At 69.0% G+C, this 21,440-nt stretch carries 19 protein-coding genes; 10 read left to right on the top strand and 9 right to left on the bottom strand.

Features of this window, described 5'->3' with window-relative positions:
- Positions 1–15: 15 nt before the first annotated feature.
- The 3 genes from ACWEOO_RS07680 to ACWEOO_RS07670 form a co-directional block, all read right to left on the bottom strand.
- The gene (locus tag ACWEOO_RS07680) at positions 16–753 is read right to left on the bottom strand and encodes a metallophosphoesterase family protein (RefSeq protein WP_452142299.1); all 738 of its coding nucleotides are present in this window, start codon (positions 751–753) and stop codon (positions 16–18) included.
- Positions 754–808: 55 nt separating this feature from the next.
- Entirely contained in the window at positions 809–1,954 is a 1,146-nt protein-coding gene (locus ACWEOO_RS07675; protein ID WP_452142298.1) for a hypothetical protein, read from the bottom strand.
- Positions 1,955–2,020: 66 nt separating this feature from the next.
- Positions 2,021–3,238, bottom strand: coding sequence for a hypothetical protein (locus tag ACWEOO_RS07670; RefSeq protein WP_452142297.1), 1,218 nt, complete (start codon positions 3,236–3,238; stop codon positions 2,021–2,023).
- 109 nt (positions 3,239–3,347) lie between these two features.
- Between ACWEOO_RS07670 and ACWEOO_RS07665 the strand changes: the two genes are divergently transcribed.
- On the top strand, positions 3,348–4,763 hold the full coding sequence (locus ACWEOO_RS07665) for a serine/threonine-protein kinase (protein ID WP_452142296.1): 1,416 nt from the start codon (positions 3,348–3,350) through the stop codon (positions 4,761–4,763).
- Here ACWEOO_RS07665 and ACWEOO_RS07660 read toward each other — a convergent pair.
- On the bottom strand, positions 4,760–5,695 hold the full coding sequence (locus ACWEOO_RS07660; RefSeq protein WP_452142295.1) for a hypothetical protein: 936 nt from the start codon (positions 5,693–5,695) through the stop codon (positions 4,760–4,762). The two genes, ACWEOO_RS07665 and ACWEOO_RS07660, sit on opposite strands and share 4 nt — an antisense overlap.
- A gap of 119 nt (positions 5,696–5,814) precedes the next feature.
- Here ACWEOO_RS07660 and ACWEOO_RS07655 point away from each other — a divergent pair, with 119 nt between their 5' ends.
- The 5 genes from ACWEOO_RS07655 to ACWEOO_RS07635 all read left to right on the top strand — a co-directional run bounded on the left by ACWEOO_RS07655 (position 5,815) and on the right by ACWEOO_RS07635 (position 11,831).
- Entirely contained in the window at positions 5,815–7,149 is a 1,335-nt protein-coding gene (locus ACWEOO_RS07655; protein WP_359937028.1) for a dipeptidase, read from the top strand.
- Positions 7,150–7,192: 43 nt separating this feature from the next.
- Positions 7,193–8,314 (top strand): NAD(P) transhydrogenase subunit alpha, encoded by a 1,122-nt coding sequence (locus ACWEOO_RS07650; protein WP_363707768.1) that lies wholly within the window; start codon positions 7,193–7,195, stop codon positions 8,312–8,314.
- Positions 8,311–8,616: an NAD(P) transhydrogenase subunit alpha gene (locus ACWEOO_RS07645; RefSeq protein WP_355699737.1), complete on the top strand. Its 306-nt coding sequence runs from the start codon at positions 8,311–8,313 to the stop codon at positions 8,614–8,616. Before ACWEOO_RS07650 ends, ACWEOO_RS07645 begins: the two co-directional genes overlap by 4 nt.
- A complete protein-coding gene (locus ACWEOO_RS07640; protein ID WP_452142294.1) occupies positions 8,613–9,983 on the top strand; it encodes an NAD(P)(+) transhydrogenase (Re/Si-specific) subunit beta in 1,371 nt (456 codons plus the stop codon). Before ACWEOO_RS07645 ends, ACWEOO_RS07640 begins: the two co-directional genes overlap by 4 nt.
- A gap of 237 nt (positions 9,984–10,220) precedes the next feature.
- A complete protein-coding gene (locus ACWEOO_RS07635; RefSeq protein WP_452142293.1) occupies positions 10,221–11,831 on the top strand; it encodes a DUF222 domain-containing protein in 1,611 nt (536 codons plus the stop codon).
- A 371-nt stretch (positions 11,832–12,202) separates the two neighbouring features.
- On the opposite strand, the gene ACWEOO_RS07630 is transcribed toward ACWEOO_RS07635, so the two are convergent.
- Both ACWEOO_RS07630 and ACWEOO_RS07625 read right to left on the bottom strand, forming a co-directional pair.
- Complete coding sequence (locus ACWEOO_RS07630) at positions 12,203–13,189, bottom strand: helix-turn-helix domain-containing protein (protein WP_452142292.1); 987 nt, start codon at positions 13,187–13,189, stop codon at positions 12,203–12,205.
- Between the two features lie 8 nt (positions 13,190–13,197).
- Entirely contained in the window at positions 13,198–14,181 is a 984-nt protein-coding gene (locus ACWEOO_RS07625) for a helix-turn-helix transcriptional regulator (RefSeq protein ID WP_452142291.1), read from the bottom strand.
- Between the two features lie 269 nt (positions 14,182–14,450).
- On the opposite strand from ACWEOO_RS07625, the gene purF reads away from it, so the two are divergent.
- Together purF and purM are read left to right on the top strand one after the other, a co-directional pair.
- Positions 14,451–16,010: an amidophosphoribosyltransferase gene (gene purF, locus ACWEOO_RS07620; RefSeq protein ID WP_359937043.1), complete on the top strand. Its 1,560-nt coding sequence runs from the start codon at positions 14,451–14,453 to the stop codon at positions 16,008–16,010.
- 27 nt (positions 16,011–16,037) lie between these two features.
- Complete coding sequence (purM, locus tag ACWEOO_RS07615; protein ID WP_452142290.1) at positions 16,038–17,129, top strand: phosphoribosylformylglycinamidine cyclo-ligase; 1,092 nt, start codon at positions 16,038–16,040, stop codon at positions 17,127–17,129.
- Positions 17,130–17,301: 172 nt separating this feature from the next.
- On the opposite strand, the gene ACWEOO_RS07610 is transcribed toward purM, so the two are convergent.
- The 3 genes from ACWEOO_RS07610 to ACWEOO_RS07600 all read right to left on the bottom strand — a co-directional run bounded on the left by ACWEOO_RS07610 (position 17,302) and on the right by ACWEOO_RS07600 (position 19,402).
- Entirely contained in the window at positions 17,302–17,487 is a 186-nt protein-coding gene (locus ACWEOO_RS07610) for a DUF3073 domain-containing protein (RefSeq protein ID WP_355474918.1), read from the bottom strand.
- Between the two features lie 194 nt (positions 17,488–17,681).
- A complete protein-coding gene (locus ACWEOO_RS07605) occupies positions 17,682–18,488 on the bottom strand; it encodes an ABC transporter permease (RefSeq protein ID WP_359937049.1) in 807 nt (268 codons plus the stop codon).
- 29 nt (positions 18,489–18,517) lie between these two features.
- The gene (locus tag ACWEOO_RS07600) at positions 18,518–19,402 is read right to left on the bottom strand and encodes an ABC transporter ATP-binding protein (RefSeq protein WP_355699744.1); all 885 of its coding nucleotides are present in this window, start codon (positions 19,400–19,402) and stop codon (positions 18,518–18,520) included.
- Between the two features lie 142 nt (positions 19,403–19,544).
- Between ACWEOO_RS07600 and ACWEOO_RS07595 the strand changes: the two genes are divergently transcribed.
- Positions 19,545–20,786 carry a sensor histidine kinase gene (locus ACWEOO_RS07595; RefSeq protein WP_359937055.1) on the top strand — a complete coding sequence of 414 codons (1,242 nt, stop codon included), beginning with the start codon at positions 19,545–19,547 and terminating at the stop codon, positions 20,784–20,786.
- Positions 20,783–21,439 carry a response regulator transcription factor gene (locus tag ACWEOO_RS07590; protein WP_359937058.1) on the top strand — a complete coding sequence of 219 codons (657 nt, stop codon included), beginning with the start codon at positions 20,783–20,785 and terminating at the stop codon, positions 21,437–21,439. The genes ACWEOO_RS07595 and ACWEOO_RS07590 overlap by 4 nt, the downstream gene beginning before the upstream one ends.
- Position 21,440: the final 1 nt, after the last annotated feature.

The following is a 21,440-nucleotide window of genomic DNA, read 5'->3' as shown; positions in this document are numbered from 1 at the left end:
CATGACGGTATCCGCTCAGGCCTCCGCGCGCGGCCTGAACGCCTCGAGCGCCTCCGTGTCGGAGTAGGTGTGCAGGAGGTACTCGTCGACCCACTCCGCCCGTCCCGGGTACGTCGACTCGCTGACGATCCGCTCCGCAGCCTTGGTTGCGTCCAGCGGTGCACGGCGCAGCTGTACGCCGTCCTGGGTGAGGAGCGCCCAACTCGGACCAGGGGCGCCGTACGGCATGCCGACGCTGCCGGCGTTCACCACCAGCCGCCTGTCGACCTGTCGTGCGAACGGCATGTGCGTGTGCCCGCAGACCACCGTCCTGACGTCGTCCGGCAGCCTGCTGAACACCTCGGCCCACCGGGAGATCGGACTGTCCACCAGGACCATCTCCTCGTCGTCGCGCGGAGTGGCGTGGCAGAACAGCACGTCCCCGATCGTCACCGTCGTCGGCAGTCCGGCCAGCAGGTCGATCTGGTCCGGCCTCAGCTGCTCAGCAGCCCACGGACTCACCGCGTCGGGCGGCTGCTTGTCGAACTGCCCGCGAGCCATCTCCACGAGCTCCCGGTCCGCGTTGCCGCGCACCCACACCGCCCGGTCGCCCAGCCTCGTCAGCAGATCCAACGTCTCGACAGGCTGCGGCCCACTGGCGATGTCCCCGGCCAGCACGATTCTGTCCGCCGCCTGGACATCAGGCTCGGCCAGGACCGCCTCAAGTGCAGGCAGCACGCCATGGATGTCAGCCAGGACAGCAACTGTTGTCATAGCTGCAGTCTGCCGCGTAGAGCCTTGTGTCGAAGGATGATCTGCCCAGGGCAGATCAGGCGCCGATCAGCAGCTCGCCCTTGGCGAGCGGTGTGGCCAACTCACACGCTCCGGTCGAGATGGTGCAGCGGACGATCGACGCCGCGGTGCCCTCGCCGGTGTCAGCAAGCAGCAAGAGGTGCTCGTCGTCCTCCGGGACCCACTGCCGGAACACGCCGGACCACTCGTGCAGGAGCGTGCCCTTCTTGGCGTCCAGCACCGCCGCGATGCCGTTGCCGTACCCGTCCTGGTAGATCGGGCCGGCGATCGCGGTCGCGCCGTCCGGTGTGAAACCGGCGATCTGGTAGTCACAGGTGCGCCATAGGCGCTTGCCCGTCGGAACGGTCAGGAGGCTGCTGCAGCTGTTCTGGTCGGACAGCGTGGTTAGCGAACCCGCCGTACCGACGCTGGACACCGCCATCGCCTTCTGGATCGGCTTGACGAGCGTGGCCGCCGGTTGACCGGGCGTCCACTCGTACAGACTGCTCGTGCCCTCCTGGGTGGTCGACGCGTCGAAGTAGACCTTGCCGTTGAGGTAGCCGAGCAGCGTGGTGTTCCAGATGCCCGGGACGGTGACCTTGTGGATGCTGTCGCTCTCTGCGTAGACGGTCGCCCCGGGCAGGTCCTCGCCGGTGTCCTTCAGTTGCGTCGCGACGTACGCCGCGGCCGTGCTGTCCTCGGTGGTGGCGATCTGGGTGACGTCCGGCGTCCGCCGTGTGACCTTGCCCTCGGAGTCGATCGTCAGCATCTCGGTGCCGTACCCCTTGGTGACCACGGCGAGGGCCGACGAGCGCAGCCGTGCGACCTCCTGGATCTGCGCGGTTCCGGGGACCTTGACGTCGCCGCCGGCGCCGCCGCGGATCGTGCGGCCGGCCAGGTACGCGATCTGGGGTGCCCGGCCCGTGGTGAGCTTCTGCAGGTCGATCTTGGACTTCACCGGCCCGGCAGGGGCGCTGCTCGACGGGCTCGAGGGCTTCGGCGTGGCCGTGGTCCTTGTCGGCTCGGTGGTCGCGGACTGCGTCGGCGAACTGGAGAGCGGGGCCGCGTCGGCGGTGTCGGCGGTGCGCGGTCCCTGGCGGTACGCGAGTGCCCCGCCGGTCGCCACCGCGGCGACGGCGATCGCGGCGACGATGATCACGAGTCGCCTGTTCGTGTGCCGCATCGACACGCTCCTGTCCGTTGTCGGTCTGTCCACCTCTTCGACGCCGGACGGCTCCGGTTGGTTGGATCAGGTGCCGATCCGCAGCGCCTTGTCGGTGCTGATCGAGGTGGCGAACTCACAGGCGCCGGTCGTGATCGCGCAGCGGATGATCGCGCTCTTCGTCCCCGGGTCGCCGCCGCCTCCGGAGGCCACGGCCACGATCAGCACGTGCTGGTCGTCCTCGGCCACCGACTGGTGGAAACAGCCCTTCCACTCCCGGATCAGCTTGCCCGTGGCGACGTCGAGCGCGACCTGCACGGTGTCGCAGTAACCGTCGCCGTACGCCGATCCGCCGATCGCCGTCTTGCCGTCCGGGGTGAATCCCGACACCTGGTTGTCGCAGGTCCGGAACAGCTGCCGCCCGCTGCCGACCTCGACGATGCTGGAGCAGCTGCCGCTGTCGTTGAGGGTTCCCATCGACGCGGCGACCCGGCCGTTGGCGGACACGGCGGTCGGTGAGACCACGGTCTTGACCTTGACGCCGGCCGCCGCACCAGGCGTCCAGGAGTACAAGGTCCAGGCCCCGTCCTCGCTGCTCGCGGCCCGGTAGTAGACCTTGCCGTCGGCAAAGGCGAGCACCTGCAGGTTCCAGCTGTCGGGCAGCTTCAGGGACTTGAGCGAGCTGATCGTCTCGGCGTACACGATCCCGCCCTTGGTCGCCTGGCCCATCGAGCTGATCCGGGCCACGGCGTAGGCCGCCGCCGACTGGTCGCGGGTGGTCACCAGCGAGCTCACACCCGGCGTACGGCGCACGACCTGCTCGTTCTGCGTCTTGATCAGCTCGGTGCCGTCGTTCCCGTCCTGGACGATCGCGAGCACATCCGCGTCCAGGCGGCCCAGTGCGATCACTCCGCCGGTGCCCGGGAGCTTGACCACGGAGCCGGACCCGCCGCGGACCTCGCGGTCGACGAGGTAGGGCACCTGCGGTTCACGGCCTTCGGACAGCTTGCCCACGGTCAGCGTGACCTTGGTCGGGCCGGTGGGCGTCGCGCTGGGACTGGACGTCTTGGCGGTCGGCGGCGGCACGGACGGCGTCCGGCTCACGATCGGGGTGCGGCTCGCGGCCGGTGCCGGAGTCGGAGCCGGAGTGGGCGTCGGGCTCGGGGACGGCGAGCCGCTGAGCGGCGCGGCCAGGCCCTCGGCCTCGGCAGGCCCCGTGCGATACGCGAGCGCACCGCCGATCGCGACCGCCGCGACCGCGATCGCGCTGACCAGGATCACCAGCCGCCTGTTCGTGTGCCGCATCGGCGGGCCCCCTCCGTCGTCCCCCATGAATTGCCCTTCTGACGTCGCGGGCGGCCGGTTTGTTCGGTGCGGCGAACGGGTCGCAGAACGGATCGAGCATAATTACGCCATGGACCAGCCACCCCGGATCGGCCGGTACTCCCTGGTCCGCCGGGTGGGTGCCGGAGGTTTCGCGACCGTTTGGCTGGCGCGCGACGAGCAACTCGACGCCGAGGTCGCGGTCAAGATCTTGTCCGAGAACTGGGTCGAGGACGAGGACGTCCGCCGCCGGTTCCTGGCCGAGGGCCGGTTCCTGCGCAGGGTCGACTCGCTGTACGTCGTCGGCGTGCACGACATCGGCGAGGCCGACGACGGCCGCCCGTTCATGGTGCTCACCTACGCCGACGGCGGCACGCTCGCGGACCGGATCAAGGCCGGCCCGCTCGAGTTCGCCGAGGCGGTCCGGATCATCAACCAGGTCGGCCGCGGCCTGAAGCACCTGCACGCGCGCGGCGTCCTGCACCGCGACGTGAAGCCGGCCAACGTCTTGTTCCGCACCGACCCGAGCGGCGACCGCGCGATGCTGTCCGACCTCGGGCTGGGCAAGTCGCTCGCCGAGGTGTCCCGCATCACGATGCCCGGCGGCACCCCGGCGTACGTCGCTCCCGAACAGGTCATGGGCGAGCGGCTGGACCACCGCGCCGACCTGTACTCGCTCGGCGCGGTCGCGTACGCCGCCTTCACCGGCCAGGCGCCGCACGGCGTCGTCAGCCTCGGTGCCGTGATGCAGATCGACGCACCGCCGCCCTCGATGACCACCCTGCGCGAGGACGTGCCGGACGCGATCGACGTCGTCGTACGGCGCGCCCTGGAGCCGGACCGCGACAAGCGCTGGCCGGACCTCGACAGCTTCCTCAACGCCCTCCGCGAGGCCCACACCACCGGCAAGGTCCCACCAGGCCTGGTACCAGCCGCCGACATGCCCACCCCGGCCGCCGCCACCGGCCCGGTCGACCAAGCCACCGCACTAGCCAGCGCAAACCAGTCCACCGTCGCTGTGAAGCCCAAGCGTGGTCGGCGGGCCGGTGTTCTCACAGTGCTCGCGGCGGTCGTGCTGGCAGCAGCCGGCGGCTACGGCGGCTACCAGTACGTCCTCACACGCCCGGTGAAGGTGGAGAGCGGACAGTTGTCCGTAGTAGTCCCACGGCAGTGGGGCCAGCAGGCTGCGGGTGACCAGTCGCTGCTGGTCAGCACGAACACGTCGACCTGGCGGACCGATCCGAAGACCGAGGGCGTCTTCGTAGGTCTGGTGAACGCGACCGAGCTGCCGACGACCGCTACCCCTCCCGAGGGCTGCACCGGAAGCACCCCGGAGACGTCTGGGTCCGGGGATGTCGCCACCTTCAGATACAACTGCAACGACGTGCCAACCGTCATCGAGCAGTACCAGAAGGTGAGCGACACGACCCTGCTTCGGGTTCAGGTCCGCGACGACAACCCGAAGCAGCGCCAGGAAGTGCTGGGCTCCGCGAAGTACGGCTCCTAAGGGACCAGCGACGTCAGCGACGAGATGGTTGCCTTGTGCATCCTGGGGATGACGTTCAGCGTGGCGGGGTCCGACGCGTACAGGTACGAGCCGGACTCGTAGACCAGATACGCCGTCCCGTTCAGCTCCGTGATGCCCTCGGTCATGCTCGGGGCGCGGAAGCAGCTCAGCGCCGCCGCGTCCAGGTCTTTCTGACCGCGCTTGACCACGTAGATGTTGCTGCGGTTCCCGCGGCCGTACGACGTGCTGTAGATGAAGTGGTTGGCGGTGACCGTCAGCCCCTGCGTCTTCGTCGGGATCTCCCAGGCGCCGGCCACCGTGGTCAGCGTGCCGTCGTCGGCGATCTTGTACTCGTACATGGTCCCGCGGCCGGTCTCGTTGAACGTCCCGGAGAACAACGAGTCCCCGTAGCTCCCCATGAACGACGAGCCGGCCACGTCGCGCGTCGTACCGACCTGTGCGAGGTACGGCGTACCAGCGGCCTTCAACGCGTCCCGCAGCTCCGTCAGCCGGTACTTGCGGATACTGCTGCCTTGGCCGGACACGAACGCCCAGCCCTTGCTCACGGTGATCCCGCCGACGTGGGACTCGGCGATCGCGACCACACCGACCGTCGAGCCGGTGGACGGGTCGATGCCGTAGATCTGCGAGTCGGCTCCGTCGCGGTACGCCGCGATCAGGATCAGGTTCTTGCCGGAGCCGTCCCAGTTGTACCAGGTGCCTGCGCCTTGCGGAGTGTGCGTGCCGAGGTTGGGAATGCTCGCGCTGTTGCTGAACCGGGCGTCGTACTTGTACGAGGCGGACGGTCCGTCGTAGAAGGTCGATCCTCCGCTGGTGGAGGTGTCGCAGCTGATCGCGGCGTGCGCCGGCGTGGCCGCTGTGAGTGCCGCGGCCAGGACCGTGATGACGATGGCAAGGGGGCGCTTGACCATGGTGATCCTCTTCGGTTGTGGGCGAAAACCTACGAGATTTTCAGAGTAGATCGCCAATGAGTAACGCGCGAGGGCTGACTGGGCGTCGGTTCGCCGAACGGACGCCGTACGGTTGTCGCATGACCGATCTGTCCGCGGCGATCGACCGCGTTCTGCCCAGTGTCCGTGCCGACCTCGAGGACCTCATCCGGATCCCTTCGGTCAGCTACGACCCCGCCCGTGCGGCCGACGTCCAGCGGTCCGCGGAGGCGACCGCGGCGTTGTTCGAGGCGGAGGGCTTTGCGGCCAAGATCGTCCGGGTCGGCGACGGCGCGCCGGCGGTGATCGCGAAGAAGCCCGCTCCGGCCGGCAGGCCGACCGTACTGCTGTACGCGCACCACGACGTCCAGCCGACGGGTCCGGTCGAGCAGTGGACCTCCGACCCGTTCGAGCCGACCGAGCGCGACGACCGGCTGTACGGGCGGGGCGCCGCCGATGACAAGGCGGGGATCGCGGCGCACCTGGCCGCCGTACGGGCCTTCGGCAACGACCTGCCGGTCGGCGTGACGGTGTTCGTCGAGGGCGAGGAGGAGATCGGCTCGCCGACACTGCTGCAGCTGCTGGACGAGTACTCCGAGGAGCTCGCCGCGGACGCGATCGTGATCGCCGACTCCGGCAACTGGGAGGTCGGACGGCCGGCGCTGACGGTCTCGCTGCGCGGCCTGGTCGAGACGTACGTCGAGGTCCGGACGCTGGAGCACGCGGTGCACTCCGGCCTGTTCGGCGGCCCGATCCCGGACGCCCTGTCGGCGCTGATCCGGCTGCTCGCCACGCTGCACGACGACAAGGGCGACGTCGCTGTCGACGGTCTGCATGCCTCCCGAGCGGCGGATGTGACGTACCCGGAGGACCGGCTGCGCGCGGAGTCCTCGGTGCTCGACTCGGTCCGCCTGACCGGTACGGGCTCGCTCGTCGACCGGCTGTGGACGCGGCCGGCCATCTCCGTGGTCGGAATCGACGCGCCGTCGGTGGCCGAGGCCAGCAACACGTTGATCCCGGCCGCCCGCGCCAAGATCAGCCTGCGGGTCGCCCCGGGCGACGACGCGGTGAAGGCCAGCGCGGCGCTGACCGAGCACCTGGAGCGCAACGTCCCGTGGGGCGCGCAGCTGACCGTGACCGAGGGCCAGACCGGTCAGCCGTGCAGCGTGAACGCCCGCGGCGCCGGGTACGAAGCGGCCCGGTCGGCGTTCCAGGAGGCGTGGGGCGTCGAGCCCATCGACATGGGCATGGGCGGGTCGATCCCGTTCATCGCGGAGTTCCAGCAGGCCTTCCCGGAGGCCACGATCCTGGTCACCGGCGTCGAGGACCCGGACACCCGCGCGCACGGTATCGACGAAGGTCTGCACCTCGCCGAGTTCCGCAAGGTCTGCCTCGCGGAGGCCCTGTTGCTGCAGAACCTCGCAAACCAGGCGTGACCCACCTTTCCGGCGACCCAGTGTTTGGCATAGGTTTCGGCGAGTGAAGATCGCAGTCGTACGGGAGACCAGACCGGCCGAGCGCCGGGTCGCCCTGGTGCCGGAACATGTCGCGAAACTGATCGAGCTCGGCTACGAGGTCGCGGTCGAGCCGGCCGCCGGTGAGCGGGCGCTGTTCTCCGACGACCAGTACCGCGAGGCCGGCGCCGAGGTGGCCTGGGGCGCCGACCACGCGGCCACCGTGGTGGCGTCGGTGCAGCCGCTGGAACGCGAGCGCCTGCAGCGGTTGCACGCCGGTACGGCGCTGATGTCGTTCCTGCCGACGAACCCGCCAGACGTGGTCCGGACCGCAACCCGGGCCAAGCTGACGGCGTTCGCGATGGAGCTGATCCCGCGGATCTCCCGCGCCCAGTCGATGGACGCGCTGTCCTCACAGGCGCTCGTCGCCGGGTACCGGGCCGCCATCGTCGCCGCCGAACGGCTGCCGCGGTTCTTCCCGCTGAACATGACCGCGGCCGGCACCGTCCCGCCGGCCCAGGTCCTCGTCCTCGGCGCCGGCGTGGCCGGCCTGCAGGCGATCGCCACCGCGAAACGCCTCGGCGCGGTCGTCAAGGCGTACGACGTCCGCACGGCCGCCGCGGAGGAGATCGCGTCGATGGGCGCCGTACCGATCGAGCTCGAGCTCGGCACCCTCGACGGCCCCGGCGGGTACGCCCGCGAGATGACGCCGGAGCGCGCCCAGCTCCAGCGCGAACTGCTCACGCCGTACGTCGCGGCCGCGGACGCCCTGATCACCACCGCCGCCGTACCGGGCCGGACCGCGCCGATGCTGGTCACCCGGTCGATGGTCGAACAGATGAAGCCGGGCTCGGTCGTGGTCGATCTCGCGTCGGAACAGGGCGGCAACGTCGAGGGATCCGTCGCCGGGACCGAGCTGACGATCGGCGACGCGCTGGTCTGGGGAGGGGCGAACGTCCCGTCGCAGATGGCCGGACCCGCGTCCCGGCTCTACGGTCAGAACATCGCCAACCTGATCCGGCTGATGACGCGGAACGCCGCGTTCGACCCCGACTTCGAGGACGAGATCGTCCGCGGCTGCTGCGTCACCCACGACGGCAGCGTGCTCCACGAGCCGACCCGCGCCCTTCTGGAGGGACAGGCATGAGTGAGTCCATCGCGTTGCTGACGATCTTCGTCCTCGCCGCGTTCGTCGGGGTCGAGGTGATCAGCAAGGTCTCCTCGACGCTGCACACCCCGCTGATGTCCGGGGCGAACGCCATCCACGGCGTCATCCTGGTCGGCGCCATCATCGTCACCGGCGCTGCCGACTCGGCGATCGTGGTCGCCGTCGGGCTGCTGGCCGTCGTGCTCGCGACCGTCAACATGGTCGGCGGGTTCGTGGTCACCGACCGGATGCTGGAGATGTTCAAAGGTCCGGGGGCTCGTAAGAAGGAGCTGCACAAGTGATCCCCACCTGGGCCCAGATCGGCTATCTGGTCTCCGCGGTCTGCTTCATCGTCGCGCTGAAGGCACTCTCGTCGCCGCGCAGCGCACGCACCGGCAACCTGATCGGCGCCGCGGGTGCGGTGCTCGCGGTGATCATCACGTTCGCCGCCTACAAACCGGACCACCTGGCGCCGATCCTGATCGCGCTGGCGATCGGCACCGTCGGCGGCGTGGTCGGCTCGCGGCGCGTGCAGATGACCCAGATGCCGCAGCTCGTTGCCCTGTTCAACGGTGTCGGCGGCGGCGCGGCCGCGCTGGTCGCGCTGCTCGAGCTCGGTGAGATCTCCTCCGACGCGACCGTCTCGGCGATCGCCACCGCGTTCACGATCGTCGTCGGCGCGGTCAGCTTCTCCGGCTCGGTGGTGACGTTCGCCAAGCTGCAGGAGCTGATGACGACCCGCCCGGTGACGTTCCCCGGTCTGCCGGTGCTCTTCGTCGCCTCGTTGCTGGGCGGCGTCGCGCTCGCGGTCTGGCTGGTGTCGGACCCGCGCGTGTGGGTCGGCGTACTGCTGTGCCTGCTGGGCCTCGCGATCGGCGTCATGCTGGTGCTGCCGGTGGGCGGCGCCGACGTACCGATCGTCATCTCGTTGCTGAACGCCTTCACCGGTCTGACGGTGGCCGCGGGCGGTTACGTCCTCGGCAACACGCTGCTGCTCGTCGCGGGCACCCTGGTCGGCGCGGCCGGTACGTTGCTGACCAAGCTGATGGCCGACGCGATGGGCCGGTCCGTCTTCAACATCCTCTTCGGCGCCGTCCGCGGCGGGTCCACCCTCGGCGGCGGCACCGCGTCCGACCGGCCGGTGATCTCGGCCGGACCGGAAGACGTCGCGATCCTGCTCGGGTACGCGAACAAGGTCATCATCGTGCCCGGGTACGGCCTCGCCGTCGCCCAGGCCCAGCACACCCTGCGCGACCTCGTCGAGGAACTGCAGGGCCGCGGCGTCAAGGTCGACTACGCCATCCACCCGGTCGCAGGCCGGATGCCCGGCCACATGAACGTCCTGCTCGCCGAGGCCCAGGTCCCGTACGACCAGCTCCGCGAGATGGACGACATCAACGGCGACTTCAAGACCACCGACGTCGTCCTCGTCGTCGGTGCCAACGACGTCGTCAACCCCGCCGCCCGCACCACCCCGTCGGCCCCCATCTACGGCATGCCCATCCTGAACGCCGACGAAGCCCAACGAGTCATCTTCCTCAAACGCTCCATGCGCCCCGGCTTCGCCGGCATCGAAAACGAACTCCTCTACGACCCCAAAACCACATTGTTGTTCGGCGACGCCCGAGACTCCCTGACAAAGCTGTTGGCCGCCCTGAAAACCGTCTAGCTCGCGGACCCCGGGATACCTGAGACAAGCCCGGGTGCAGGTCTCGGCCTGGCCACTGGGTATGGGTATGGGTATGGGCCTGGGTACTGCGGGCGACGCCTGACATCGCGGACTCCGTCTGGAGCCCATCGGCACCCTGACGTGCTGTCCGCGCCGCCGCCACTTCTCCTTGTTTTCAAGGGATTTCAGCGTTCCAACGATTTGGCCGAGACCAGATCGTGATCTAGAATAGAACACATGTTCGATGATCTGGACGAGCTCGGCGACACGGACCTGCTGGCCGCGGCCGCCGAGTACGCCCAGGTCCAAGAACGGGCCGCGGTAGGGATCCTGCGGGCGGCGCTGGCGTTCGCCGACCGCAACGCGGTGGTTGAGGGCTACGAGCCGCTGCCGGGGTATGAGCGTCTGGTGGTGTACGGCGGTGAGGGCTGTCCCGGGGTAGCCGAGTTCGCGCCGATCGAGTTCGGGGCTGTCCTACGCATGTCAAGTGGGGCCGCGGCCTCGCTGATGGGTGAGGCACTGGCGCTGCGCCACCGGCTCCCAAGGGTGTGGGCAGCGGTGCTGGCCGGGCACGCGCTCAGTTGGCGCGCCCGCAAGATCGCTCGCGCGTGCCTGTCGCTGTCGCTGGAGGCCGCTGCAATCGTGGACCGGCGGGTTGCCCGGATCGTGAATACCGTGACACCGGGCAAGCTGAAGTCCATCGTCACCGCCGCCGTGTGGGATGCCGACCCCGAACAGGCACGGGCCCAGGCGGAAGCCGCCGCGAAGACCCGCGGAGTCTTCGTGTCCCAGTCGGACGGCCACGGCACCAAGACGATCTGGGTCCGTGCCGCCGCGGGCGCTGTGATCCGATTCGACGCCAGCATCGACGACCTCGCCCGGGCCCTGGCCGCACTCGGCGACACAGACACCCTCGACGAACGCCGCGCGAAGGCGATCGACTGGATCTCCGACCCCGCCGCGGCCCACCAACTGCTCGAGGTCGCCCGCCATCTCGCTCGCACCCAGCCAAGTGACACCAACAGCACCGGCTCCAGCGCGGGCCCAGCGGAACCCGCCGACGAAGCCGACACAGCCACCACCGAGGCCGACACAGCCTGCCTGCCGGTCGACGGCGCCACCGCGACAGCAGTGGCCAACCTCACCTGCGACCTGACCGACGGTGGAGTCGGCGGTGAGGACGGGTTCACGCGGCGTGCGCTGGCGGGCAAGCTGGCCGTGCGGCTGGCCGCGATCAAGCGCGACGCCTACCGCACCGGTCTCGGCGCCTTCACCGGCCGACAGAACCGGCACATCCTGTATGTGCACCTCACCGACCAGACCCTCGCCACCGGCGCCGGCGTGCTCCGGGTCGAAGAACTCGGTCCGCTGCTCGCGAGCCAGTTGAGCGAGCTGCTCGGCCACGACCAGATCGTCGTGAAGCCGGTGATCGATCTGAACGACCAGGTCAGTGTCCATTGTTACGAGATCCCGGACCGGATCCGTGAACGGGTCCGACTGTGCCATCCAGTGGACATGTTCCCCTACGGCGGCGCCGAGGCCACCGTCTCGATGGATCAGGACCACATCAGGCCATACGACCACACCGGCCTTGCAACCGGTCCACCTGACCGGACAGGCCCACCAGAACGCGTGGGCCAGACCAGTGTCGACAACCTCATACCGCAAAGCCGGCTCCACCACCGCGCCAAAACCTTCGGCGGCTGGCATAACCGACGCCTGCCCACCGGAGCCATCGAGTGGACGAGCCCGCACGGATTCCGCTTCCACGTCGACCACACCGGCACCCACCCACTCCCTCACCCACAACGCCGCGACCAAACAGCCCGACCACACCCTCAATCATGAAGAGCCGGATACGCCTGGTACTGCGGGCAGCGCCTGGTATTGCGGACTGCGTCTGGAGGCCATCGGCACCTGTCCTGCTGCCCGCGTTTCAGCACCTGTCCAGAGCCGCCTCGCACTGGTACCTGCCCTCGCTCAGCCCACGCCCGTCCCGCTCAGATCGGCCCCAGGGAACGCGACGTACTCCAGACCTGGCCGCACCTGGCCAACGACCTCCCCCGGCCAATGCCGTCCGTTGCCCGGGACGCGTTCCCTCTGTTTGACTGCGGTACCGAGAGGCCGGGCGGCGCACCCATTCCTCTCACCCGCCCCGAACAAGGAGCAAACACTTTGTCCCGTATCAAGAAGCCGATTTCCCGAGGCTGGGACTGGGGCTAATTCACCCACCCGCGTTGCGCCGCCCGAACCCCCAACTCAAACCGCCCCGAAGCCCCAACTTGCTCACTCAATTTCGCCGCGATCCGTCGTACCGTTCGCATCGAAACCCCCAGTTTTCGAGCAACCTGCTCGTCTGTGGCTCCCTGGACGAGTAGGCGCAGAAACTCAAGCTCCTGTCCGGTTGGAGCGTCCAGCGCGACCGGCTCGATTTCGAATGGCTTTCGTGCGTGGTCCCAGTAGTACTGATGTAGCTCAATCGCTAGTCGCACCACAGCCACGCTGTGATGGACGACCGCGCCGACCGATGTGTCGTCAGGGTCGATCCCCATCACTGCTGACTCGCCATCGAAGATCACCAACTTGAAGGGGATCGACCGTGCGATGCGCACTTCGCCGCCGAGTTCGATGATGTATCCGATGAGATCGCGGATCGGCCGCGTTTTCATCATCGATTCCGACATTACGTAGCGGACCTGTACGCCGCTCTCCAAGAGTGCTTTGTCGGAGAAACTCTCCCGCGAAACGGCCGGCATCGGTCCAGGCGGAACGAGGCCCCAAACGAATTTCTGCGGGCGAAAAGCCTGCATTCGCTGGTAGGCTTGCTCGGATCCATCGAAGATCTCGACGTCGGGATTCGATTTCTTGATCAGGAATTGGCGATAGTCCGAGGTGAATTGCCCGGCGGCGGCCCGATCGTTCTCGAGATCCTTGTTGAGCTTAGTGATGTCCTGCTGCCGTCGGGCCGCGAGGTGCTCGAATGTCACGGCAGGATCCAGCGGGTACTCCTCGCCGCTGTCATCCCATCGGAAAGCGAGAAATCCGAACTGCCGCAATTCGGCGAGCCTCGACTCGACCTCCACTTGCGGTAGTTCCAACTGACGGGCGAGGTCGGTCAGCCGCGACGCACGAGCTAGTTCGGGCTGCTGAAGCAACAAGCGGTACAGCGCCACGACTTCCGGGCGCAATCCCAGCGACTCGAACAACGTCGTGCTCAGACCCAGCCGCGCTTGGCCGCGGCCACTCCCAGCTCGAAGCGGCTGGCGGCGTCTAGGCGCTCTGACAGGTTGGCGGTGATGCGACGGGCCGTGCGGAGGGAGATGCCTAGGAGGCGAGCTACCTGCTCGTCCTTAGCGCCGCCTGCCAGGAGGCGGAGTACTTCGGCTTCGTGGGGGGTGAGGGGGGTCTCGTCGTCGCGGTCGTCGGGGTCGAACATTTCTGTTGCCCTGGACCAATAGGCGTCGAAGAGGGCGAGGGCGACCGAGACGACGGCGGGGGTGCGGTGGATGACCGCGCCGGCGGTCGGGTTCTCGGGGTCCATCGGCATGACCGCGATCTCCTGGTCGAAGATCAGGAGGCGCATCGGCAGCGTCGGGGTCACCCGGACTTCGCCGCCCAGCCTGTGCATCGTCGACGCGTACTCCACCGCCTGTTTCGACGCGGTCATGCTCTGCAGGTACACGGTCCTCATCTTCAGGCCGCGTCCCAGGTGGTCGAAGTCCGGTGATCGCTCGGATTTCGGGACCGAGTCGTCGAAGTGTGCCGGCACCAGACCCCAGAAGGTGTCTTTGGCCTTCAGGGCCAGCTCTTCGATACGACGCGATGCGTTCGCGCGGCCCTTGAGTACCTCGACATCGCCGCTGCTTCGCGAGGTGAGCAGTTCGTTGTACTGCTCCGCGATGACTTCGGCGGACGCCTCAGCTTCCTTCAGTTCGCCAAGCGCCTTGTTCAGTTCGGTACGGCGCCGTTCGGCTAGGCCGGTCAGCCCAACGCGAGGGTGGACCGCGTGCTCGCCCTCGGGGTTGGTCCAGGTCGGAACCAGAAGCTCCAGTCTTCGGAGCTTGTCCATCAACCCCTCGACTTCAACCGTCGAGAGATCTACTAGCGCGGCAATCTGCTCGGGCGTACTGTCTGGGTGGCTGAGAAGGGCGTGATAGACCGCGAAAGTGGCTTCGTCCACCCCCAGCGGCTCCAGCACGATCCTTCTCCTCCAGAACTTGTCGGAACCGACCATATACAGACAGCGTCGACAATTAGGACACGTAGGGTCGGGTCCGGATTATTTCGAAAGGTCGAACTGTGATCAAGAAGCTGCTTAGTGTAACCATCGGTACGCTCTTCCTGGGAGCAGCTACGGCGATCCCCGCTTCGGCTGCAAGCCCTGACCTGCCGGCCTGCACCCCCATCCAGATGACCTGCTGGTAGACGCTGGTCTTCCGCCTGTCCGCCGTCCCGTAGACTGCGGGTGTGGCTCGTGGCGATGGTCGGCTTACTGATGAACTCGACCCGCAGGATCTGGGTCCGCAGGACGCTTGTGGCGTCTTCGGGGTCTGGGCGCCGGGGGAAGAGGTTGCCAAACTCACCTATTTCGGGCTCTACGCCTTGCAGCACCGGGGGCAGGAGTCGGCCGGGATCGCGGTCAGTAACGGGAGTCAGATCCTCGTCTACAAGGACATGGGGCTGGTCAGCCAGGCCTTCGACGAGGCGACGCTGGCGTCGCTGCGGGGGCATATCGCGATCGGTCACTGCCGGTATTCGACGACCGGCTCGAGCGTGTGGGCGAACGCGCAGCCGACGTTCCGCAGTACGGCGACCGGCTCGATCGCGCTCGGTCACAACGGGAACCTGACCAACACCAGCGAGCTCGCCGCCAGCCTGAACGGCGAAGGTGATCTCGATCTCGGTCTGGACGCCGACGTCGATCACGCCAAGGCGAACGCGAAGCACGGTGCGTCCAGCGACACCGACATCCTGACCTCGATGCTGGCCGGCTACCCGGACCTGACGATCGAGCAGGCCGCGGCGAAGATCCTCCCGAAGGTCAAGGGCGCGTTCAGCCTGATCTTCATGGACGAGAACACGCTGTACGCCGCCCGTGATCCACAGGGCATCCGCCCGCTGGTGCTCGGCCGGCTGGAGCGCGGCTGGGTGATCGCCAGCGAGACCGCCGCGCTCGACATCGTCGGCGCCAGCTTCATCCGTGAGGTCGAGCCGGGCGAGATCGTCGCGATCGACGCCGAAGGGCTGCGTTCGACGAAGTTCGCCGAGCCGGACCCGAAGGGCTGCCTGTTCGAGTTCGTGTACCTGGCCCGCCCGGACACCCAGATCTCCGGCCAGCGGATCTACTCGACCCGCGTCGAGATCGGCCGCAAGCTCGCCAAGGAGCACCCGGCCGACGCCGACCTGGTGATCGCGACGCCCGAGTCCGGCACGCCCGGCGCGATCGGGTACGCCGAGGAGTCCGGCATCCCGTACGGCTCCGGCCTGGTCAAGAACGCGTACGTCGGCCGTACGTTCATCCAGCCGAGCCAGACGATCCGCCAGCTCGGCATCCGCCTGAAGCTGAACCCGCTGCGCGAGGTGATCGAGGGCAAGCGCCTGGTTGTGGTGGACGACACGATCGTCCGCGGCAACACCCAGCGCGCGGTCATCCGGATGCTGCGCGAGGCCGGCGCCAAGGAGATCCACGTCCGGATCACCGCGCCGCCGGTGAAATGGCCGTGCTTCTACGGCATCGACTTCGCCAGCCGCGCCGAGCTGATCGCGAACGGGCTGAACACCGAGGAGATCTGCCGCTCGCTGGGCGCCGACTCGCTCGGGTACATCAGCCTGGACGGTCTGGTCGAGGCGACCACGGTCCCGAAGGAGCGGCTCTGCCGGGCCTGCTTCGACGGTGTGTACCCGGTCGCGCTGCCCGATCCGGAGCAGCTCGGCAAGCACCTGCTCGAGCTGCCGGTGACCGACGCGGACGGCCTGGCCACGGTCTCCGGCGGTGGCGGCGCCGCGGACGCGCTCAGCCGCCCGTAGTACGCCGTACCCAACAGGGAGAACACAGTGAGTCAAGGCGCGAGTTACGCCGCTGCCGGGGTCGACATCGAGGCCGGTGACCGGGCCGTCGAGCTGATGAAGGAGTGGGTGGCGAAGGCGACCCGCCCCGAGGTGGTCGGCGGGCTCGGCGGGTTCGCCGGGCTGTTCGACGCGACCGCGCTGACGTCGTACCGGCGGCCGCTGCTGGCGACGTCGACGGACGGGATCGGGACCAAGGTCGCGATCGCGCAGAAGCTCGGCAAGCACGACACGATCGGGTTCGACCTGGTCGGGATGGTTGTCGACGACCTGGTCGTGTGCGGCGCGGAGCCGCTGTTCATGACCGACTACATCTGCACCGGCAAGGTGGTACCGGAGACGATCGCGCAGATCGTGAAGGGCATCGCGGAGGCGTGTGTCGAGGCCGGTACGGCGCTCGTCGGCGGCGAGACCGCGGAACACCCGGGGCTGCTGGAGCCCGACGAGTACGACGTGGCGGGCGCGGCGACCGGTGTCGTCGAGGCGGACGAGGTGCTCGGCGCGGAGCGGGTGCGCGCGGGGGACGTCGTCGTGGCGATGGCGTCGTCGGGACTGCACTCGAACGGGTACAGCCTGGTGCGGCACGTGTTCTTCGACCGGGCGAAGTGGACGCTCGACCGGGTCGTGCCGGAGCTGGGGACGACGCTCGGCGAGGTGCTGCTGACGCCGACGCGCGTGTACGCGAAGCACTGTCTGGAGCTGATCCAGGAGCTGAACGGCGCCGACGAACTGAATCATCGCGGAGAGCAGGCGCTGCACGCGATGTCGCACATCACCGGCGGCGGTTTCGCGGCGAACCTGGCGCGCGTGATCCCGGACGAGCTGTCCGTGCGGATCGACCGCTCGACGTGGACGCCGGCGCCGGTCTTCGGACTCGTCGGCCTGCTCGGCGACGTCGCGCTGCCCGAGCTCGAGAAGACGCTCAACATGGGTGCCGGCATGGTCGCCGTCCTCGATCCGTCGTCCGCCGACGCCGCGATCCAGGCACTGGGAGCCCGCGACATCCCCGCCTGGGTGTGCGGTGAGGTCACCGCGACGCCGGGCGGCACGGTCACGCTCGAAGGCACCTACGCCAAGTAGAGCCCGGGTGCACAGCGGCCGCCTGTGAGCGGGTCACGATGGAGCCGTCCGACGCCTCGGGCTGCTGAATCGTCGATCCGCCACAGGCGGTGCTGTGTGTCAGTTCGTCGGGCGCACGGTGAACTGCTCAGGCACCCGAGGGGCACTGAGCAGCTCAGCCGGGCTGAAATGCTTACCGACGGGGGTGGTAGTCGTCGGCGTCGTAGTCGTCGCCGTCGTTGTCGCCGTTCGCAGAACTGTTCCCACCCTGCTCACCGGACAGCTCTCGCTTGAGCTGGTCCAAGTCGGTGTCCCAGGTGCGGTACTTCAGGTCGCGTGCGACCTTCGTCTGCTTGGCCTTTGCACGGCCGCGCCCCATAGCGTCGACCCCCTCGCACAAGTCAACCGGGTACGCTGCGTGGCGCCCACGGATCAGTCGTCAGTAATCGTGGTTCAAGGATACCCGGAGCCAGGGATCGACACACGCACCGCCCCCGGGCAGAGGTCCGATCACACAGCAGGCGGGGCGGGCCGGTCCCCTCAAACCGGCTCGCCCCGCCGTGCTCACCACCGCTACTTGACCTCGCGACGTGAGCTAGCCCACAGTCCGACGACGGTCGGCAGGACGATCCAGACCCCCACCGCGGTGAGCGTCTCCGGCACCATTCCGTGCAGGTCGCGCTCCGCGATCCGGCCGAGCGCGCCGAACACGTCCAGCCAGTTGGCGTTGTCCTTGAACAGCGCCGGCCCGGCCAGCGACCAGGCGGTCGGCGCGATGAAGTAGACCAGGATCGCGACCGCGGTCTGCGCGATCACAGCACCGAAGGCCGCGCCCATCACCACGTTCAGCGCGACGGTCAGGTAGCCGCCGGCGAGCTGCCCGCCGAGCCCGGCGTACGACGTACCGCGGCCGGAGGTCGCCCCGGCGAGCGCAGTACCGGCGAACGCGAGCAGGACGACGGCCGTGGTCACGACCGCGCTGAGCACGACCGCCGAGACGAACTTGGCCAGCTGGACGCGCACCCGGCGGGGCGACAGCGTGAACGTGGTCAGCGCCGTGCGTTGCGTCCACTCCGACGTCATCGCCATCACGCCGATCACCGGCAGGATCAGCATCGGACCGGCCGACGCGGCGCCGAGGAAGCCCTCGAACCCGACCGTCCCCTGCGGCAGGTGGGTGAGCTGCCAGGCGATCGCGGCGACCGCCAGCAGCAGGATCGCTGCGATCAGGACCCGGCCGCTGCGGGTGTCGACGGACTTGCGGAGCTCGAGGGCGACGAGCTTCAGGAAGGACTGGCCGCGCGCGGGCGGCAGGCTGGTCGCCACCTCGGCGCGGTGCTTGGCGGGCGCCGTGGGTGCGACGTCGGTCACGGTGGTCATCGAAGGTCTCCAGAAGAAAGTAGGTGTGATCAGGCGGCGACAGGCTGGGCGGTCAGCTGGAAGAACAGGTCCTCCAGGCCGGCGCCGTCGCTCTGGCGGAGCTCGAGAAGGATCTGGCCGGCCGCGGCGGCGGCCCGCCCGACCTGCTCGGCGGTGGCGTCGACGCGCAGCGAGCCGTCGGACAGCGGCTCGAGTTGCAGCCCGGCGGCGGTCAGGGCCTCGTTCAGGCCGACCGGGTCGAGGCCGCGGACGAGCGTGCCGGAACCGGCCAGCAGCTCCTCCAGAGAGCCGTTCGCGACGATCCGGCCGCCGCCGATGACGACCAGCCGGTCGACGGTCGCCTGCACCTCACCGAGGAGGTGGCTGGACAGGACCACCGTGCCGCCCCGGGCGGCGAAGTCCTGGAGCAGCCCGCGCATCCAGCGGATGCCCTCCGGGTCCATCCCGTTCGCGGGCTCGTCGAGAATCAGGACGGCGGGGTCGCCGAGCAGTGCGCTCGCGATGCCGAGCCGCTGCCGCATACCGAGCGAGTACTGACCGACGCGGCGCTTCGCGGCGTGGCTGAGCCCGACCGCCTCGAGCATCTCGTCGGTGCGCGTCTTCGGCACCCCGAGCAGGCTCGCGTTCAGCAGCAGCGTCTCGCGGCCGGTGCGGCCCGGGTGCTGCGCGGCGGCGTCGAGCATGACCCCGACGACCCGGCCCGGGTTCGGCAGGTCGGCGTACCGCTTGCCGGTGATCGTGGCGGTGCCGGAGGTCGGCGGCGTCAGCCCGGTGAGCATCCGCAGCGTGGTGGACTTGCCGGCGCCGTTCGGGCCGAGGAAGCCGGTGATGCTGCCCGGCTGAACGGTGAAGGACACGTCCTGGACAGCCGTGGTGCTGCCGTAGCGCTTGGTCAGGTTCTCGACGGTGATCATGGCAACGAGTCAACCGTTTCCGCCCCCGGTCGCACATCGGACGAGCGGCTGCGCCGACCCCCTACGAAAGTCGTCCGATCGGCTCCGGAACCCACCCGGAAGGGGGACGTGATCGCGTCGACCGTCGAACTACAGTGACGGAATGCGACGGTTGCGGAGGTGGTACGCCTGGTGGGCCAGGCATGCCCCGCGCCTGCGCGACATCCTGTACGTCGGCTTCAGCCTGCTCACGATCGTGCTGCAGGCCGCGTCCGGCGGCAACGGCTGGTCGGTCAAGGACTGGTATGTGCTGGGCGCCGGCATTGTTGCCTCGGTCGTCCTGTTCTGGCGCCGGCGCTTCCCGGTGACCGTCACCGCCGTCACCGTGCTGGCGATGCTGACCGGCGGGATCTTCGTCCCGATGGGCCTCGCGCTGCTGACGCTGGCGATCCGCCGGCGCGACCTCGCGCTGGCCATCCTCGGCCTCGCCGGGTATGCCGCGTATGTCCTGAACAGCTGGGGCAACGTGAACCAGATCTGGGTGGCCGTCTTCACGGGGCCGTTCCTGGTCGGGACCTGGATCGCCATCGGTGCGTACGTCGGCGCCCGCCGCGACCTGATGGCGTCGCTGCGGGACCGCGCCGAGCGGGCCGAGGCCGAGCGCGAGTTGCGCAGCGAGCAGGCCCGGCTCGGCGAGCGTTCCCGGATCGCCCAGGAGATGCACGACGTGCTCGCCCACAAGGTCTCGCTGATCGCGTTGCACGCCGGCGGCCTCGAGGTGAACCCGGCCGTCGGGCCGGACAAGGTCGAGGGCTCCGCCCGGCTGATCCGCGAAACCGCGCGGCAGGCAATGGAGGACCTGCGGGAGGTGCTCGGGGTGCTGCGGACCGACGTCAGCGTGGCCGGCGCCGACCTGACCCCCGTTCCGAAGGCCTCGGACCTCGAGCGGCTGATCAAGGCCTCACGAGACGCGGGAGTCACCGTGGGGTACGACGTCACGCTGCCGGACGACGTACCGGTGTCGGTCGGGCGCACTGTTTACCGGGTGGTGCAGGAGTCGCTGACCAATGTGCACAAGCACGCCCGCGGCGCCGCGACCGACGTACAGGTCCATGGCGCTCGTGGTCAGGGCGTGACGGTCAGGGTGGCGAACGTCCGGCCGGTGGCTGCTGGTTCACTGCTGCCTGGTGCGGGTGCCGGGCTGGTCGGCCTGCGGGAGCGGGTGCAGCTGGTCGGCGGGCGGCTCTGGATCGGGCCGACACCCGAGGGCGGCTGGCGGGTGGAAGCATGGCTGCCCTGGCCGGACGGCCGCGACGACGACGCGCTGCCCGGCGCTGCCGGGCTGCCAGGAGGCGTGGTGCTGGACCGCGACGCGGTGCTGGACGGAGATGAAGGGGAGCGATGACGCGGCTGCTGATCGTGGACGACGAGGCGCTGGTGCGGGCCGGGCTGAAGATGATCCTGGAGTCCGACGCCGAGCTCGAGGTGGTCGCCGAGGCCGAGGACGGCGCGGACGCCGCCGCGATGGTGAAGGAGTATCGGCCGGACGTCGTGCTGATGGACATCCGGATGCCGCGGCTGGACGGCCTGGCCGCGACCCGGGAGGTGCAGGCCCTGCCCGATCCGCCGAAGATCGTCGTGCTGACGACGTTCGACCTCGACGACTATGTGTTCCGGGCCTTGCAGGCGGGCGCCAGCGGGTTCCTGCTGAAGGACACGCCGCCGCGTGAGCTGGTGCAGGCGATCAAGGTGGTGGCGGCCGGGGACGCGATGCTGTCGCCGGCGGTGACCCGGCGGCTGATCGGGCACTTCGCGGGCGATCCGCGCGCCGACCGGAAGCGGGCCGCGCAGGAGCGGATCAGCAAGCTCACCGAGCGGGAGCGTGAGGTGCTCGTCGAGGTCGGCCGCGGCCTGCAGAACGCCGACATCGGCCGGAAGCTGTTCATGAGCGAGGCGACCGTGAAGGCCCACGTGTCCCGCGCCCTGGTCAAACTCGACGCGACCAACCGCGTCCAGGTCGCGATCCTGGCCCACGAGGCCGGCCTGCTCGACGGCTAGC

The sequence above is a fragment of the Kribbella sp. NPDC004138 genome (assembly GCF_053603655.1).
Note: the sequence above shows the minus strand (reverse complement) of the source record. Positions and strands in the feature narration are given on the sequence as shown.

Excerpts from the sequence above, each read along its gene's own strand:
- ACWEOO_RS07680 (WP_452142299.1), bottom strand. The coding sequence starts at position 753 with ATGACAACAGTTGCTGTCCTGGCTGACATCCATGGCGTGCTGCCTGCA.
- ACWEOO_RS07675 (WP_452142298.1), bottom strand. The coding sequence starts at position 1,954 with ATGCGGCACACGAACAGGCGACTCGTGATCATCGTCGCCGCGATCGCC.
- ACWEOO_RS07670 (WP_452142297.1), bottom strand. The coding sequence starts at position 3,238 with ATGCGGCACACGAACAGGCGGCTGGTGATCCTGGTCAGCGCGATCGCG.
- ACWEOO_RS07665 (WP_452142296.1), top strand. The coding sequence starts at position 3,348 with ATGGACCAGCCACCCCGGATCGGCCGGTACTCCCTGGTCCGCCGGGTG.
- ACWEOO_RS07660 (WP_452142295.1), bottom strand. The coding sequence starts at position 5,695 with ATGGTCAAGCGCCCCCTTGCCATCGTCATCACGGTCCTGGCCGCGGCA.
- ACWEOO_RS07655 (WP_359937028.1), top strand. The coding sequence starts at position 5,815 with ATGACCGATCTGTCCGCGGCGATCGACCGCGTTCTGCCCAGTGTCCGT.
- ACWEOO_RS07645 (WP_355699737.1), top strand. The coding sequence starts at position 8,311 with ATGAGTGAGTCCATCGCGTTGCTGACGATCTTCGTCCTCGCCGCGTTC.
- ACWEOO_RS07635 (WP_452142293.1), top strand. The coding sequence starts at position 10,221 with ATGTTCGATGATCTGGACGAGCTCGGCGACACGGACCTGCTGGCCGCG.
- ACWEOO_RS07610 (WP_355474918.1), bottom strand. The coding sequence starts at position 17,487 with ATGGGGCGCGGCCGTGCAAAGGCCAAGCAGACGAAGGTCGCACGCGAC.
- ACWEOO_RS07605 (WP_359937049.1), bottom strand. The coding sequence starts at position 18,488 with ATGACCACCGTGACCGACGTCGCACCCACGGCGCCCGCCAAGCACCGC.
- ACWEOO_RS07600 (WP_355699744.1), bottom strand. The coding sequence starts at position 19,402 with ATGATCACCGTCGAGAACCTGACCAAGCGCTACGGCAGCACCACGGCT.
- ACWEOO_RS07595 (WP_359937055.1), top strand. The coding sequence starts at position 19,545 with ATGCGACGGTTGCGGAGGTGGTACGCCTGGTGGGCCAGGCATGCCCCG.
- ACWEOO_RS07590 (WP_359937058.1), top strand. The coding sequence starts at position 20,783 with ATGACGCGGCTGCTGATCGTGGACGACGAGGCGCTGGTGCGGGCCGGG.